Consider the following 16,939-nt stretch of genomic DNA (forward strand, 5'->3'; position numbering starts at 1 on the left):
TCGTAAATCGGGGTAAATACTTTAGCTTGATAGTCGGGCTATATTAAGATTTCAAGGCCTTGGCCAGATATTTTCCGGTATGAGAGGCCTTGGCTTTCGCCACTGTTTCAGGGGTTCCTTCGGCCACAATTTGACCTCCACCCTTACCACCTTCTGGACCTAGATCAATTACCCAGTCCGCAGTTTTAATCACATCCAAATTGTGTTCAATAATGAGGAGTGAGTGGTTTTGGTCTATGAGTTTATTGAGGGCCTTAAGAAGAATATTAATGTCTTCAAAGTGAAGTCCTGTGGTTGGCTCATCGAGAACATAAAGACATGAGCCTTTAGTAGACTTTGAAAGCTCGCGAGAAAGCTTTAAGCGTTGGGCCTCACCTCCAGAAAGGGTGGTCGCAGGTTGACCTAGTTTGATGTAACCAAGTCCCACGGCATTCAATACTTTGAGCGCGCGATTCACCTTAGGATGGTTTTCAAAAAATGGTTCCGCTTCTTCGATACTCATGGCAAGAACATCGGCGATATTTTTTCCACGATAAAGGATGGAAAGAGTTTCATTGTTATAACGAGAGCCTCGGCATTCTGAACAAGTCACATAAACATCCGGAAGGAAGTGCATTTCAATTTTAAGCATTCCATTTCCTTCACATGTTTCACAACGTCCGCCCTTCACGTTAAATGAAAAGCGCCCAGGTTTATAGCCACGAACTTTCGATTCATTGGTTTGCGAGAAGATGTTTCTAATATCATCAAAGAGACCAGTGTAAGTGGCCGGGTTTGAATGTGGCGTTCTTCCAATTGGTGATTGATCAAGTTCAATCAAACTCTGAATTTTATCCACTCCGGTAATAGACTGATAGTTGGCCGAACTTCCGCGACGACCACGAGAGAGATAGTTTTTAATCGCAGGAATAAGCACTTTGTGAACAAGGGTCGATTTACCGGAACCAGAAACGCCAGTGATACAGGTCATTCCTCCGAGAGGAAGTTTAAGCGTCACATCTTGGAGATTGTGTTCCTTCGCTTTATTTAAAACGATATGATCTTTAAGACTTCGGCGTTTCGCCGGAACTTCAATTTTAAGTTCTCCCGATAGATACTTACCGGTAATAGATTTTTTGTTCTTTTTAATTTCTTCCGGAGTTCCTGCGGCAACGATTTCACCACCATGAATTCCCGCTTCCGGACCCATGTCAATTAAGTAGTCTGAAGCGAGCATGGTATCTTCATCATGCTCTACCACTAAAACGGTGTTACCGATATCGCGAAGATCGACCAGGGTCTTGATCAACTTTTCGTTGTCACGCTGATGAAGGCCAATACTCGGCTCGTCCAGAACATAAAGGACACCTGAAAGTGCCGAGCCAATCTGAGTAGCGAGACGAATACGTTGTGATTCACCACCTGAAAGTGTCATGGCATCGCGGTTAAGAGTCAGATAATTTAGTCCCACATTTAGTAGAAACTTAAGTCGGTCTCTGACTTCTTTTAAGACTTTGTGAGCAATAATGGCCTGGTTGCCGGTAAATTCCAGTGAATCAAAGAAGCCAGCGGCCTCATTAATAGAAAGATCACAAACATCCATGATGGATTGACCTTTAATGGTAGCAGCAAGAGCAAAAGGATTTAGCTTTTTACCCTTACAACCCGGACACTTCTTGATGATCATATATTCTTCAAGTTCAGCACGGGTCTTTTCTGATTCGGATTCGTTATATTTTTTTTCTAACCAGGCAACGACTCCTGGGAACTCTTTTTTAAAGTTCCAGGAAGAATTTTCAGATTCAAATTTATAGTTATAGATCTTCTCGCTGCCGTTATAAAGAATGTTACGGAATTTTTCCGACAGCTTATGAAACGGTTTCTCCGTGTCCACTTTTTCGGCCTCTGCCACTGAGCGCACCATCTGCATAAGAAATGAGTTCTTCTTCACAATCGGCATCGCCCCTTCTTCTAGAGAAAGGGTCTCATCTAAAAGAAGACCATCAATATCAAAGCGCTTGGAAATTCCCAGACCATTACAAATGGGACACGCACCAAGTGGTGAGTTGAAAGAGAACAGACGAGGTTCCAAATCCGGATAACTCTTCCCAGATTTGAATGAATAGTTTTTTTCTGAATAGAAGTGCTCTACTTCATCCGCCAACACCACCAGATATCCATCTGAAAGTTTCAGCGCGTTTTCCACTGATTCTGTAAGACGAGGTTTCACTCCTTCTTTAATCACTAGGCGATCAACCACGATATCAATGTTGTTAAAACGAGACTTGTTAATAGCGATGTTGTCTTCGAGGTTAATGATCTCGCCATTCAAACGCACACGAGTAAAACCCATACTAATGTATTTCGCGAGTTCTTCCTTGTGCTCCCCTTTCTTTGATCGAATGACAGGAGACAGGATCTGAAGCTTAGTGCCTGATTTAAATTTACAAATCTGTTCTACGATCTGCTGAGGTGATTGCTTTGCCACTTTCTCACCGGTCTCAGGACAGTGGGCCTCTCCTAAACGAGCATAAAGCAAACGAAGATAATCATAGATCTCAGTGATTGTTCCCACTGTTGAACGTGGGTTTTTGGTGGTTGATTTTTGATCAATGGCTATCGCAGGTGAAAGACCTGTGATGCTTTCCACTTCCGGCGCTTCAATTTGTCCGATGAACTGACGTGCGTAACTTGAAAGCGATTCAATGTAACGGCGTTGCCCTTCGGCATAGATGGTATCGAAGGCCAGAGAAGATTTACCTGAACCTGAAGGGCCGGTAATAACGGTCAATGAGTGTCTCGGAAGAGAGACATCAATATTTTTAAGATTGTGGACTTTTGCCTTGGTGACTTGAATTTTTTCCATGAGAAATCCTCGTGAGCATTTGCACAGCTTCTTTCAATGAATAAGCGCAGCCGCGATAGTCTGCCTGATTTTTTCCGAACAATCCAAATGATGTTCCATGATCAGGACTAAAGCGAGGATATGGTAGACCGAGTGTGATATTTGATCCAATGAAACCTTGTAGTCCCTTGAAGACACCCAGACCCTGATCGTGGAAAAGATAAACCAGAAGATCCTCTTTCGACTTTTGCTCGAAAAGCATTGTATCACCCGGTAAGGGACCAAGCACATCTAATTTTATTTTTGATCTTAGGCGCTTAATCGCCTTAGTGATTCGAGCATCTTCGTCGCCTATAAGGCCTTGCTCCCCCGCGTGAGGGTTCATGCCAGATATCAATATTCTTTTGGTCGGCCAGTTCCAATCATTGAGGGTCTCAACTGCTAAAAGGAGACGCTGATAGATGAGATCTTCAGTCATGAGTTTAGAAAGATCTTTAACCGCCACGTGATCTGACAGAAGAAGGACCTGAAGTCGTGGTGATGAGAAGAACATCCCAAGTTCTGGTCTTTTATAAAAGGAACGGAAATACTCCGTATGGCCCGCATATCCTGGGAACTGATCTTTTGAAGTTGGAAGCGTAAAGAGCACTCCCCCGCTTTCACATAAGCGCATTCCAAGATCTATGGCGGTGAAGCTTTCTGAATGATTGATCGCTGAAAGCCAATAGACCTTGATCTCAATACCTGCCAGGAAGATCGAGTCTTCAAGAATACTAAACGGCAGACGCAAACTTTTAAGAGTTTGAATGACGGATTTTTCGAAAGCAATCAAACGGATGAGTTTTAGCTCTTCCTTTGACATGAGCATCACGGATTTGAAGAAGACCTCGAGTCCAATGCCTTCTTCGTGTCCTTGAGTCACGTAGACTTTCATATTAGAGAAGATTTTTGATGTAGTAGTTAGAGTATTCGCGATCAAACCAGTTTGTTGAAACTGATTTACCCTTGTTCATAAAAATCTCGTTCTGGATTTGGTCTTTGAACTTCAAGAAATCCTGAGATTCAACCAGATCTTTTTTCTGAACGTAGAAAACGTGTAGGTAACCGTTAAGTGAAATCGCTTTTGAAAATGAACCTTCAGACGTGTTTTTTAATACCTTGGCCAGGTCTTTAGAGAGACCATCTTCATTCAGGGCATCGAGATTATTTGATTCAAGATCACGATATTCTTCCGGAAGTTTACCAGTTAGCTGGTAGTCCTTGAGAACTGCCAGGTATTTCCCTTCATTTTTATCAATGAGTTTTGACTCATCAATGTAGAAGTCGACCAGGTTGTATTTGAACGAAAGAGCATTGTTGGTTGAGTTACGACGATAGTACTCGTTTTTAATTTCTTGTTCAGTTACTGAAATCAGTGGAGCAATCACTCGTTGCGCGAAGATGTTGTACTCCATCGTTTCACGGATGATTTCAAAGTATTCTTCGTAAGTGAGGCTTTTACTCTTTAAGAACTGAAGAAGGTCAGCACGCTTCAGACCAAGGCGTTCTTCCGTCATTTTAATACGACCCTCTACGGCGTCATCATTAATCACATAACCTTGGGCATTGATCTTGTCGCGAATAATGAAAGACTTGATCACGATGTCCAGAAGCTTCTTCTGGTCATAGGTCTTTTCAGAATAAATGATAGGTGAAACTTCTCGGCGCGCTTCTAGCGTGTCTTCCATACGTCTAATTTCAGAAAGTGAAATAACACGTGTGTTAACGACAGCTACGATTTTATCAAGGAGTTTTTCAGAGGATTTTGAATCCTGGGCAAAGGCAGAGCTCATGCCCAGGAGAATTATAAGAATTAAAAGTTTCATGCTTTGGTCCAGTGATAATGCCTTCATGACATCTTAATCACCAACCAAGGATATTATAAAAGATTCTGATTTGTCTTGATATCTGCGCCTTTTGCGAGATTTTTAAAGTAATTCTCGATAAGCGCGTCTCTTTTCTTGTCGTAGATGATCTTTTTGTAAAGGTTCTTGTCGATCTGATCAAAAGACTTAACGCCAAGAATCTTAATAACGTGGAACCCCATCTGAGTTCTTACTGGCTTAGTAATAAACCCTACTTTCTGACCCTTGATGGCCTCGAAGTATTCTGGAGCAAGACGTGTTGGAGGTTGGAAACCTAGATCACCACCTACTGGTGCTGCAGAAGTTTGCGAGTATTTGTTAGCAAGTTTAGCAAAAGAATCAGGGTCCTTTTGAAGGGCCGCATAGATCTCGCTACTTTGAAGAAGTGCTTGCTCTACTTCTTTTGGAGTTGGCTCAGCTCTTAAGCGATAAAGGATGTGGGCAGTACGGTACTCTTGATTGTCATTGTAATACTTCTTCACATCTTCATCTGTAACAGAGATTTTTTTGAATTCGTTTTCAAGATCTTTTGAAGTTTGGGCATGGAAAAGAATATCTTCCTGCTTCGCTACCACCACTGGATCTTTATCAGTGCCAGTCTTCTTGGCCTTTTGAATACCAAGCTGACGATTGATTAGGTCTTGAAGAGAAACTTCTTTTGTAATTTTTCTCTGACCAACGAATTTCAAATTTTGAAGATGATATTCTTCGAATTGTTTTTTTGTGATTGATTGACCGTTAACAGTCGCAACAACTTGATTGTCGTTTTTTTGCGCTACTGCTGTGCCTGCGACCATAAGAGCAATAATTGCTACTGAAAATTGTTTCTTCATACACATCCCTGTGGTTTTTATTGAATCTAATAAAAACGGTATCATACACCCATATTTGCCGCAATATGTTTTGCAAATTCCAAGAGTGTATTATGACTCACTGTCTCTTTGAAAAGAGCATTCACTGATGAGTCCGGGTTGATCTTGTAAAGTTTTGGTTTATTCATGAAGAAGTTCAGCATCTTATCTCGTAGCTGATGATTATGGTTGAGTATTTCCTGATCGAAGAAAAGGGCAATCTGAGTACCACCAACCTTCACTAAGCGCAGACCCAAAGGCTGGAAAATAATTCTCGATCGGAGGATTGAGTACAGGGCCTCGAGTTCTTTCGGGGTCATACCGAAGGCATCATTGAGCTCGGTAATGATATCTTCCAGACGATTAAGGTCTGAACAGTTTGAAAGACGTTTATAGTATTTCAAGCGAAGAGCATGATCTGGAATATAGCCGTTTGGAATGTAGGCCGAGAACGGTGCTTGAATTTCAATGTTCTTCACCGATACTTTTTGTTCACCACGAATCTCTTGAATCGCTTCTTGTAAAAGATCCATGTAGAACTCTAGACCAATCGCCTCAATGTGACCTGATTGTTCCGCACCAAGAATGTCTCCTGCTCCACGAATCTCCATATCAGAAGATGCGAGAGCAAAACCTGAACCCATCTCTGCATAAGTTTGAAGTGCGTGTAAGCGACGTTGAGCAGTTTCTGAAATGACCCGATTTTCGGGCACGATAAAATAAGCGTAGGCCTTACGATCGCTTCGTCCAATCCGTCCTCTTAATTGGTGAAGTTGAGCCAGACCATAAGTGTCCGCGCGATCAATGATCATGGTGTTAGCATTTGGAATATCAATACCGGATTCAATGATGGTCGTGGCGAGAAGAATATCGGATTTATGATCGTAGAAATCATTGATACGTTTTTCTAGTTCGCGTTCATTCATCTGTCCGTGAGTCACACTGATGCGAGCACTTGGAACCAGTTTTTTGAGATAAATTTCATGCTCTTCAATATCGTGAACACGATTATGCACATAATAGATCTGTCCACCACGCGAGAGTTCTTTTTCGATCGCCGACTTTAACGTGAGATCGTCTTCTTTAATAATATAGGTCTTAATCGCCTGACGTCTTGGCGGCGCGGTTTGAATTAATGAGAGATCACGAATACCCAAGAATGATAATTGAAGAGTTCTTGGAATTGGAGTGGCAGTCATGGTGAGAACATCCACACCAGTTTTTAGAACTTTTAGTTTTTCTTTGTGGGCCACACCAAAACGATGTTCTTCATCAATGATAAGAAGTCCCAAATCATGGAACTCTAATTTGTCAGAAAGAACGGCGTGCGTACCAATTAAGATATCCACCTTTCCTTCTGCCACTAGACCCATGGTTTCGTTTTTTTGTTTGGCAGTTTTAAAACGTGAAATCATGTCCACGTTCACCGGGAAGTTTTCAAAACGTTTTTTAAAAGAATGATAATGTTGAAGCGCCAGTACCGTGGTTGGAACCAGAAGCACCACTTGTTTTTTATCCAGCACGGCCTTCATTGCCGCACGCATGGCCACTTCAGTTTTACCAAACCCCACATCGCCACACACCAGACGATCCATTGGATACTGCTGTTGCATATCATCCAAGACATCTTGAATCGCTTTACTTTGGTCAGGAGTTTCCTCGAAAGCAAATGAGAGTTCGAATTCTTTGAACAAATGATCAGGTGGTGAGTATGGATAACCACCGCGAAGTTTTCTTTCTGCCTGAAGTTTTAATAAATCAAAAGCGAGTTTTTTAACTGAGCCACGGGCCTTGGTTTTAAGCTCGGCAAACTTCTTCGATTTCAAAGAAGCAACTTTAAGTCCTGAAGAAGAGTCTGCGTGCTTTTGAACGAGGTTTAGCTTATAGACCGGAACATAGACCTTATCGTTATCTTCATAAAGAATAACGAGGTAGTCATTTTGCTGATCACCGGTTTGAATGGTCTCCAGACCCTTATAAATCCCGATCCCGTGATCACGGTGAATCACATAGTCGTTAATTTTCAGAGTGGCGAGTTGTTCAGCGAAAAGATCTTTATTGGTCGCTTTAACTTGCTTGGTTTTCTTCTTTTTAACAGAGAAGAAGTCCCCTTCTGATAAAACGAAAATATTTTCATTTTTATAGTAAAAACCTTCGTCGAGTTTTCCATAAACAAACTGAAGACGCGTGCCAATTTCGGTCAGTTTATTTTCTTCCAGAAGATACTGAAGTTCTTGGCGTGCGTTCTCTGATTTATAGTTCACTACCAAATGGCCGTGAACATTAAGTTCCTTTCGAAGGACCTTCAAACTGCCTTTGATGTATTCGTATTTATTGTCCGGAACACTTCCAGAGATTTGTAGTTTCGTTTGAAGGTAGGACTTTAGTTTTTCAAAATTTAAGTGAAGCTCTTTATCAAAAGGAGTATCTAGATTGACCGCGATGTCCAGTTGATCCACAAAAAGAGTTTTTAAATTGGTCTTGGGAAATTGTGGGAGATAAAAATTTTCAATTGCTGGAATGACCGAAGAACTTTCCACATCTTCCGCAAGGTCCTCAAAGTCTTCCGCCTGGCCGGCCAAAAATAGTTCGAGGTTCTTTTGACCATTTTCATTATTAATAAATGTGATCTTGGCATTGGCCGGAAGAAAATCAATCAGCGTTTCCGGTTTCTCAAAAAAGAGCGGAATATAAAGAGGATAGTTTTCAAATAACTGATTCTCGCTCACGCGTGAGAGCAGCTGTTTCCTTGCCTCATATTTATTTTTAAAAGCGGGCTGGGCCTGAGGAATTCTTGAACGAAGCATGGTCGCATAAGGATCTTTGGTGAGATACCCAGCACCCGGAACTAAAGCGAGCTCATTATAAGTTGTTTCACGCACGGTCTTTTGCGTTTCCAGATCAATGGAAAAAATTTCTTCGATTAAGTCATCGAAGTATTGCAATCGTACTGGTGGATGAGAAATAGGATAAATATCAAAAATTTCTCCACGACGAGAAAATGTTCCAGGCTCTTCAATCGTTGAGGCCGGAAAATAACCCATGTCTGTTAATTTTTTGGCGAGATCAAAAGGCGAAATGATGTCGTCTTTTTTTATCGAAAATGAGTTTTTTTGGAAAAAGCCGCGATCAGGGCCCAATAACACACTTGCTTCGTGGGTTGTGACAATAATCGACACCGAATTATTTTGTAAGCGCTGAAGCACAGACCAACGTGCAAGCAAAGCACTTTCGGAGGTCATGATGGAACTGTAGAGACTATGATTATGCCCTGGATAAAAATGGACGTTCTTTAAATGCTTCAGTGATTCAAAAACTTCTTCCGCTTCATCCTGGTCTGAACAAACGATCAGGTGTGTGGAATTAAAGAGTTGCGAAGAGAAATAACTCCCCGCAAGAAGACACCATTGATTTGGTGACACACCCTTCAGCGAAAGCTCTTGCTGGTTTTGTAACCAATATTGGATTTTGGTTGCGATGGCACTAAACAAGGTCACGTTAAATCCTGATGAAAAGAGTTTGTTTTCATTCTTAATGATGCGCAAAGACAATCGGTACTTTACAGCGTCTCCCTTAAAATAACATCTTTCCTATTTTCAACATCTTTTGTATCTTAAAACTACTTTTTTGCGACTTTTATTGCAGTGGAGATTTCCATGACACCAGCTCAGTTTGATGGCTTGATGCCTATCGTTATCCTTATGGGTATCGCGGTTCTTTTGTTTGTAGGCGGACATTTTGCATCCGTATTACTTGCTCCAAAGAAACCGTCACACCAGAAGTCCATGCCGTACGAGTGTGGAGAGGAACCAGTAGGTTCAGCTTGGTCCATGTTCAACGTACGTTTCTACGTAGTTGGTCTTATCTTTATCATCTTTGATGTGGAATCGGTACTCATGTTTCCGGTTGTATCAGTCTTCAGAGAACTCACTGAGAAAGGTGAAGGTTTCTACATTCTAGACATTCTTCTAAGCTTTATCGCCATTCTTGTTATGGGTATCGCGTACTGTTGGAAGAAAGGTGACCTTGACTGGGTTAAGTCTTTCCAAGTTTCAGTTAAAAATAATAAATAAGGCCGGGGCCCATGAATCAAACCATCGTTAGCTATCTCTCTCAGTATGAATTCTTTGATTTCCTGGTAAAACTTTTCGGAAATAACCAAGGTCTTCTCGCTTTCACAATTTACCTTCTAGTTGCTCTTGTCATCGTTGTGGTTTGTGCCACGATCGGTGGTTTTGGAACATACGCTGAAAGAAAAATTTCAGCAGATCTTCAGCAACGTATTGGTCCTAACCGTGTAGGTCCTTACGGTCTTCTTCAGATTCTTGCGGATGGTGTGAAGATGCTTACTAAAGAAGACATCATGCCATTTACGGCCGATAAGTTTCTTTTTTATCTCGCTCCAATGCTTGCTCTCGTAGGTGTTTTTTCAACTCTAGCAGTACTTCCTTGGTCATCTGGCTTCATGATGGCCGACCTTAACGTTGGTGTGTTCTACCTCATCGCGATTTCATCTCTTGTAGGTGTGTCGGTGTTCCTAGGTGGTTATGCTTCTAACTCAAAGTGGTCGATGCTTGGTGGTATGCGTGGAGCTTCTCAGATCATCTCTTACGAAATTCCAGTGACGATTTCTATCCTTGCTATCACGCTTCTTGCTGGTGGTATGAGCTTCGGAACAATCATCGGTGCTCAAAAAGGTCTTCCAACAAACTGGTTCATTTTCCATAACCCGTTTGCTTTCATCGCCTTCTTCGTGTTCTTCACAGGTGCTCTTGCTGAAACTAACCGTGCTCCGTTCGACTTACCAGAGGCCGAGTCTGAGCTAGTTTCTGGTTACCACACTGAGTACACAGGTATGCGTTTCGGTTTCTTCGCCCTTGCTGAGTACATTGAAGTATTTGTGGTTTGTGGTGTTGCTTCTGCCCTTTTCCTTGGCGGTCCGAACCTTCCGGTAGACGTTAAAATCGACATTCTTCCACTTCAACTTGTTCAAGTTGTCGTGTTCATGACGAAGACTCTTCTCCTTTATTATGTAGTTATCTGGATTCGTTGGACCCTTCCGCGTCTTCGCGTGGACCAACTTATGTCAGTTTGTTGGAAATATTTAACTCCGATCGCAATCTTTAACCTTGTTGGCTGTGCCATCTGGTTAGTTGCTTTCCATGGTCAATCGATCGCCCAGCTAGTTCTTGGCGGCGGCCACCATTAATTAAGGACTGAGAATGTTTGCTCAATTTTTATTTATCGTTTCTGCTCTATTAACTGTTGGATCCGCGATCGCAGTTGCAGTTACTAAGAACATCATGCACTCGTGTATTTTCCTTCTTGGTTCTCTTCTAGGTATCGCCGGTCTTTATGCCACACTTGGTGCTGACTTCGTGGCTGTGACACAAATCATGGTTTACGTAGGTGGTGTCGTTATCCTTATGCTTTTCGCAGTAATGTTAACTGGCGGTAAGGACTTCGTTTCTCGCGCACAAAACCTTCTTGGTCTTGCTCCAGCGATGGGTAACAAATTTACTTATGCAGTTGGTATCTTGGTTGGTGTGGTCTTCGCTGCTACAAACGTGAAAATCATTATGAGTCTGACAAATTCGGCACCGGCCAAAGCAATGGACGCTGGTTTCCCGTCTACAGTTAGAGAAATTGGTCTCTTATTAACTAAGAACCATGTTTTAGCGTTCGAGCTTTCTTCAGTTCTTTTATTGGGTGCTCTTGTTGGTGCGGCGATCATCGCTCGTCCTAAGAAGCATTAATCGGGTAATATATGATGAGTTTAGCGTCTTATTTAATTATCTCTCTTATCCTTTTCATCGTTGGTCTGACTGTGATGATCGCACGTAAAAATATCGTGGCGATTCTTCTGGGAATTGAATTAGTTCTCAATGCGGCCGCTTTGAACTTCGTTGCTTATTCAAAGTATGTGACAAACAACCTTGATGGGCACGTTTTCAGTCTGTTCATTATCATTATTGCTGCTGCTGAAGCTGCTGTAGGTCTCGCTATCGTGATCCGTTTCTTCCAAATCAAAGAAACAATCCATATCGACGAAGCTACGCAGTTAAGAAACTAAGGGTCACTCATGGAATACACAGTTTGGAATATTGCCCCAATTTTTCTTGCCCCAGTTCTTGCGTTTGTTATTAACGCGTTCTTTGGAAGAAAGCTCCCACGTCACGGAGATTGGCTATCAACTTTAAGTATCTTTATCTCTTTCATTTTTTCAGCACGCATTTTTGGTGACTTCGTTTTCGGTAAATTTGCTACTGATTACTTCATCCATAAAACGTTCACATGGTTCGATCTTTCTTACGGTGCCAACATCTGGAAAGTCGACATGGGTATCTTCATCGACAACATGACAGCGATCATGCTTCTTATGGTGTCGGGTGTGGCGTTCCTGATCCACTTGTTTTCAACTTGGTACATGGATCACGATGAAAAACACGGTCGTTTCTTCACGTTCCTTCCGCTCTTTACTTCAGCGATGCTTGGGATGGTTCTTTCAGACAACCTTTTCTCTCTATTTATCTTCTGGGAGATCATGGGTTTCTGTTCGTACTCTCTAATCGGTATCTATGTTAAGAAAGATAAGGCCGGAGACGCTTCACTTAAAGCATTCATGACCACTCGTGTGGGTGATGTATTCCTTCTATTAGGTATCGTTGCAATCTGGATGGCACTTGGTTCAGTAACTTATGTTGATATCTACGCTGCCATTGCTGAAGGTAAGTTTGCTGGTCAATCAGTAATCGGTATCTCTCTGGCAACTTTCGCCGCTCTTTGTATCTTCCTAGGGGCCATGGGTAAATCAGCTCAGTTCCCACTTCACGTTTGGCTACCAGACGCGATGATGGGTCCAACTCCCGGTTCTGCCCTGATCCACGCTGCTACCATGGTTACTGCTGGTGTTTGGATTTCTCTTCGTATGTACCCGCTTATGGTTCTTGGTGACATCACTTGGTTTATCGCCGTGATTGGTGCCATTACTGCTTTCGGTGCTGCAACGATCGCGATGGTTCAAACTGATATTAAAGCAGTACTAGCTTACTCAACACTTTCTCAGCTTGGTTACATGATGATTGGTGTTGGTGTTGGTTCGTATAACGCCGCTTTCATGCACGTTATCACTCACGCGGTTTTCAAAGCATGTCTCTTCCTTTCTGCTGGTTCTGTGATCCACTCAGTTCACGAACAAGAAATGCCAAGACTTGGGGGCCTTCGTAAGTACCTTCCATACACGCACTTTGCGATGATGTGTTGTACGCTTGCAATCGCGGGTATCCCGTTCTTCTCAGGATTCGTTTCAAAAGACCGTATTCTTGGAGATGCTCTATTCTATGGTTTCATGTCTGGTCAAAACCCACTTCTTGCGATTGTACCAATTCTTGGTTTCGCGGGTGCGGGTCTAACAGCGTTCTATATGTTCCGTATGATGTTCTTAACTTTCTACGGCGAGAACAAGCAACACCACGATGAGCACGGCCATGGCCATGGTCACGCTGACCATGCTCACGGACACGATATTCACCACGAGCACCTTGATGCTCGTCAGAACGTTCCTCTTCTTATCCTTGCTGTTTTCACCCTTGGTTTCTGGTTCGCCGGTAACCTAACAGGTCAGGACGGAATCGCTGTATTTGGTAAGAAAAATGAATGGTTCAAGATCCTGGTTGAAGCTCCGAAAGTTGAAAAATTCGTAAATAGCCCACGTCAGCCTTGGTCTTCAGTTGATTCTAAGCCGGAAGCTCACCTTGAGCACGCTCATTATCACCATCAGACTGGTTATGCCGGTCCAAATCCGGATGAGCATAAGCTTCACTCAGCTCACGTAATTGGTGCGATCCTTTCAATCATCATTGCTTTCACTGGTGTATTGATTGCGTTCCTTATGTACATCAAGAAATCGATTAAGCCACTTGCTGCGAAGTTCCCAGGGTTTACAACTACCCTTCAAAACAAGTACTACTTCGACAACTTCTATATCGACGTACTTATCAAGAAAGGCCTTCTGGCCTTTAACCGTGGTCTTGCATGGTTTGACATGGGAATCTATGACCGTTTTGCGGTTGATGGTTGGGCATGGGTAAACAGACAGCTTTACCGTGCATCTAAATGGTTTGATAACGTGGTTGTTGATGCAATCGGTGTAGATGGAACAGGTGTGGCAGTTAATCTTTTCAACCTTGTTCTTCGTATCGTGCAGTCAGGTAAGATCCAGTTTTACTTCATTATGTTGGTAATGGTTCTTGCTTCTTATATTTGGACATTAAAAGTTTAGTTAGTTTTTTTATAGAGAGAGGTTCGTTGTGAACGGAATTTTGAATTGGGTTTTATGGTTACCAATCATCGGCGCGGTGGCTGTTCTTCTTGCTCCAAAAGCAAAAGAAAACGTTATCAGAATGATCACTTTAGTGACTACGTCTGTGACACTACTATTAACAGTTCTGTTGTATCTTAAATTCGATACATCAACTGCGGATATGCAATTTGTGACAAAGATCCCTTGGATCACACAATTCCATATCAATTACCACCTGGGCATTGATGGTATCACCATGCTCATGACGTTCCTAAACGCTCTACTCTTCTTCATCTGTACACTTTCATCGTGGACTGTTGAGAAGAACGTTAAGGCCTACTTCGCACTATTACTGATGCTTCAATCAACAGTATTCGGTGTGTTCTTCGCCCTAGACTTCTTCCTGTTCTACGTTTACTGGGAAGTTATGCTTATTCCTATGTTCTTCCTCATCGGTATTTGGGGTGGTGAGAACAGAGAGTACGCTGCGATCAAGTTCTTCCTTTATACGTTCTTCGGTGGTGTATTCATGCTTATCGGTATGGTTGCACTTTACTACGCGACTGGAAAAGGTCCTGATTCATTCAGCATCCTGGCCCTTCAAGGTGGTAAGTTCGTTAAAGAAACGATCACACTTTTTGGCTACACTCTTTCTTTCGAGCATGTGTTCTTCTGGTTCTTGTTCCTTGGTTTCGCGATCAAAGTTCCAGTGTTCCCGTTCCACACTTGGTTACCTCACGCTCACGTACAAGCTCCAACTGCGGTTTCAGTAATTCTGGCCGGTGTTCTACTTAAGATGGGTACTTACGGTTTCCTAAGAATTGCGTTCCCAATCTTCCCTCAAGCTGCAGTTGATTCTTCAACGATCATCGCGGTTCTGGGTCTAATCTCTGTAATCTACGGTGCGTTCTGTGCGATGGCCCAGGACGACGTTAAGAAACTTGTTGCTTACTCTTCAGTATCGCACATGGGTTTCGTAATGCTTGGTCTAGCTGCTATGACTTCTCAAGGTATGAACGGCGCTGTTCTTCAGATGTTCAACCACGGTACTTCTACAGCGATGATGTTCTTACTTATCGGTATCATTTATGAGCGTTCACACCACCGTTGGATCGTGAAGCCAGATGGTTCTAAAGGTTACGGCGGTCTAGCTTCTCAGCTTCCTAAGTACACAACTGTATTCATCATCGGTATGTTCGCTTCTATGGGTCTTCCAGGTCTTTCTGGATTCATCTCTGAAGCACTTATCTTCTTAGGTATCTACCCAAGATTTACAACTATCACAGTAATCGCTGTTATCGGTCTTCTTATCGGTGCTGCTTACCTTCTTTGGATGTTTAAGCGTATGTTCTTCGGTGAGCCGAACCCTGATAACCACGATTTCGACGATATGAATGCTCGCGAAGTTTTCTACATGATCCCACTTTGTATTTGTGTGGTTGTGTTTGGTATCTTCCCAAGCCCACTACTTAACGTAATGAAAGTGTCTGTAGGACAACTTGTTGACCTGTTAAGTAAGTACTAAGAGAGAGGTTTCTTGTGATTGACCAATTACTTGGTTTTTTAGGCCATTACGTTCCAGAGGTCATTAGCGTTCTGCTAATGATGTCTCTGCTTGTGGCTGAGTCTGCAGTAAAAGATGAGCATGCTCCAAGAGCAAAGATTCATTTTTTCACGCAGGCAGTTTTAACAATTATTCTTATCTGTCTTTTTGGAAACCTTGGCGAAAAACCAGTTCATATTTTCCATAACGCTGTAACGATTGATCCTTTCTCAACACTGGTAAAGATCATCATGGTTATCGGAACAATGGGTGCAGTTTTCATCAGCCATTCTTCTAAAGATATTTACTCTAACCTTAAGTCTGAATTCTCGGTCATGGCGGTTGGTGTTCTTATCGGCGGTATGCTTCTCGCTTCTGCCAATAACATGCTGACTCTATACTTAGCGATCGAAACACTTTCGATCCTTTCTTATGTGATGAGTTCTCTTAAACGTGAAGATTCTACTTCAGCTGAAGCTGGTATGAAGTACGCGCTTTATGGCGGTCTTTCAGCGGGTGTTGCTCTTTTCGGTATTTCTCACATGTACGGTGCCCTTGGTTCAATCCAGTTCCTGGAAATGTCGTCTAAGGTCGCTGATCTTCAAGGAATTCAACTTGTCACAGTTATGATGGCATCGGTTCTTTTCTTTGTAGGTATCGGTTACAAAATTTCAGTTTTCCCGTTCCACATGTGGACTCCGGATGTATATCAAGGCTCTCCGATTCCAGTGACTTCATTCTTTGCCATCGTTCCGAAGATGGCAGGACTTGCGGCCCTGATTCGCGTTTCTTATGTGTTCTTCGCTGATGGAACTGTTCTTTCAGTTTCTTGGGTCGGACTCATGATGGTTGTTGCCGCTCTAACGATGACAGTTGGTAACGTAACAGCAATCGGCCAGAACTCAGTGAAGCGTCTATTGGCCTTCTCTTCAATCGGTCACGTTGGGATGATGATCCTGGGTGTAGTGGTTCTTAACGATGTTGGTATTCGTGCCATTCTTTTCTACGGTATCACTTACCTATTCATGACTTTGATTGCTTTCTACATCACATCTCACCTTTCAGATATGTATGGTTCAGATGGTTATGATGTGTTCCGTGGTCTTATCTATAAGCATCCGCTTATGGCCGTGATCATGGTTGGCGTATTGTTTTCACTGGCTGGTCTGCCTCCATTTAGTGGCTTCGTGGCCAAGTTCAATATCTTCAACATCATTATCGAAAAGAAATATTACGGTATTGCGATTGTTGCAGCGATTAACTCAGTTATTGCTCTTTACTACTACCTGAAACTCGCCAAGACAGTGATCTTTGGTCAGGCCGATGGAGAAGAAAGAGTGCTTGGTTTCACGGCCAGCAACCAAGCGGTCATTGTGTTCCTTTTCATCCCGGTTCTATTCCTTGGAATTTTTTGGGAAAAGGTCATGACTATCGCTGGAAACGCTACGATCTACATCAAGTAATTTCCAATAAGGGAGCTTCGGCTCCCTTTTTTGTTTTCCCCCCAAATATTTA

Annotated in this window: 12 protein-coding genes; 7 read left to right on the forward strand and 5 right to left on the reverse strand. The window is 42.6% G+C overall.

Features of this window, described 5'->3' with window-relative positions:
- Positions 1 to 43 precede the first annotated feature (43 nt).
- The 5 genes from uvrA to mfd are packed head-to-tail and all read right to left on the reverse strand — an operon-like array spanning position 44 to position 9,076.
- A complete protein-coding gene (gene uvrA / locus ACJVC5_RS05415) occupies positions 44 to 2,845 on the reverse strand; it encodes an excinuclease ABC subunit UvrA (RefSeq protein WP_408098351.1) in 2,802 nt (933 codons plus the stop codon).
- Complete coding sequence (locus ACJVC5_RS05420; RefSeq protein WP_408098352.1) at positions 2,802 to 3,758, reverse strand: PdxA family dehydrogenase; 957 nt, start codon at positions 3,756 to 3,758, stop codon at positions 2,802 to 2,804. Before ACJVC5_RS05420 ends, uvrA begins: the two co-directional genes overlap by 44 nt.
- A 1-nt stretch (position 3,759) precedes the next feature.
- Positions 3,760 to 4,689, reverse strand: a complete 930-nt coding sequence (locus ACJVC5_RS05425; RefSeq protein ID WP_408098353.1) for a hypothetical protein — start codon at positions 4,687 to 4,689, stop codon at positions 3,760 to 3,762.
- Between the two features lie 53 nt (positions 4,690 to 4,742).
- Positions 4,743 to 5,561, reverse strand: a complete 819-nt coding sequence (locus ACJVC5_RS05430; RefSeq protein WP_408098354.1) for a peptidylprolyl isomerase — start codon at positions 5,559 to 5,561, stop codon at positions 4,743 to 4,745.
- A gap of 41 nt (positions 5,562 to 5,602) precedes the next feature.
- Entirely contained in the window at positions 5,603 to 9,076 is a 3,474-nt protein-coding gene (gene mfd / locus ACJVC5_RS05435; protein WP_408098355.1) for a transcription-repair coupling factor, read from the reverse strand.
- A 159-nt stretch (positions 9,077 to 9,235) separates the two neighbouring features.
- On the opposite strand from mfd, the gene ACJVC5_RS05440 reads away from it, so the two are divergent.
- Genes ACJVC5_RS05440 through ACJVC5_RS05470 form a run of 7 tightly spaced genes read left to right on the forward strand, consistent with a single transcriptional unit; the run spans position 9,236 to position 16,887 of the window.
- A complete protein-coding gene (locus ACJVC5_RS05440; RefSeq protein WP_408098356.1) occupies positions 9,236 to 9,652 on the forward strand; it encodes an NADH-quinone oxidoreductase subunit A in 417 nt (138 codons plus the stop codon).
- 11 nt (positions 9,653 to 9,663) lie between these two features.
- Positions 9,664 to 10,788, forward strand: a complete 1,125-nt coding sequence (nuoH, locus tag ACJVC5_RS05445; protein WP_408098357.1) for an NADH-quinone oxidoreductase subunit NuoH — start codon at positions 9,664 to 9,666, stop codon at positions 10,786 to 10,788.
- Positions 10,789 to 10,801: 13 nt separating this feature from the next.
- Positions 10,802 to 11,335, forward strand: a complete 534-nt coding sequence (locus ACJVC5_RS05450) for an NADH-quinone oxidoreductase subunit J family protein (protein ID WP_408098358.1) — start codon at positions 10,802 to 10,804, stop codon at positions 11,333 to 11,335.
- An 11-nt stretch (positions 11,336 to 11,346) separates the two neighbouring features.
- The gene (nuoK, locus tag ACJVC5_RS05455; RefSeq protein ID WP_408098359.1) at positions 11,347 to 11,652 is read left to right on the forward strand and encodes an NADH-quinone oxidoreductase subunit NuoK; all 306 of its coding nucleotides are present in this window, start codon (positions 11,347 to 11,349) and stop codon (positions 11,650 to 11,652) included.
- 9 nt (positions 11,653 to 11,661) lie between these two features.
- Positions 11,662 to 13,860: an NADH-quinone oxidoreductase subunit L gene (gene nuoL / locus ACJVC5_RS05460; protein ID WP_408098360.1), complete on the forward strand. Its 2,199-nt coding sequence runs from the start codon at positions 11,662 to 11,664 to the stop codon at positions 13,858 to 13,860.
- Positions 13,861 to 13,888: 28 nt separating this feature from the next.
- On the forward strand, positions 13,889 to 15,406 hold the full coding sequence (locus ACJVC5_RS05465; RefSeq protein WP_408098361.1) for a complex I subunit 4 family protein: 1,518 nt from the start codon (positions 13,889 to 13,891) through the stop codon (positions 15,404 to 15,406).
- A gap of 14 nt (positions 15,407 to 15,420) precedes the next feature.
- On the forward strand, positions 15,421 to 16,887 hold the full coding sequence (locus tag ACJVC5_RS05470; protein ID WP_408098362.1) for an NADH-quinone oxidoreductase subunit N: 1,467 nt from the start codon (positions 15,421 to 15,423) through the stop codon (positions 16,885 to 16,887).
- Positions 16,888 to 16,939 lie beyond the last annotated feature (52 nt).

It is taken from the genome of Peredibacter sp. HCB2-198 (assembly GCF_045999315.1).
GTDB lineage: Bacteria > Bdellovibrionota > Bacteriovoracia > Bacteriovoracales > Bacteriovoracaceae > Peredibacter.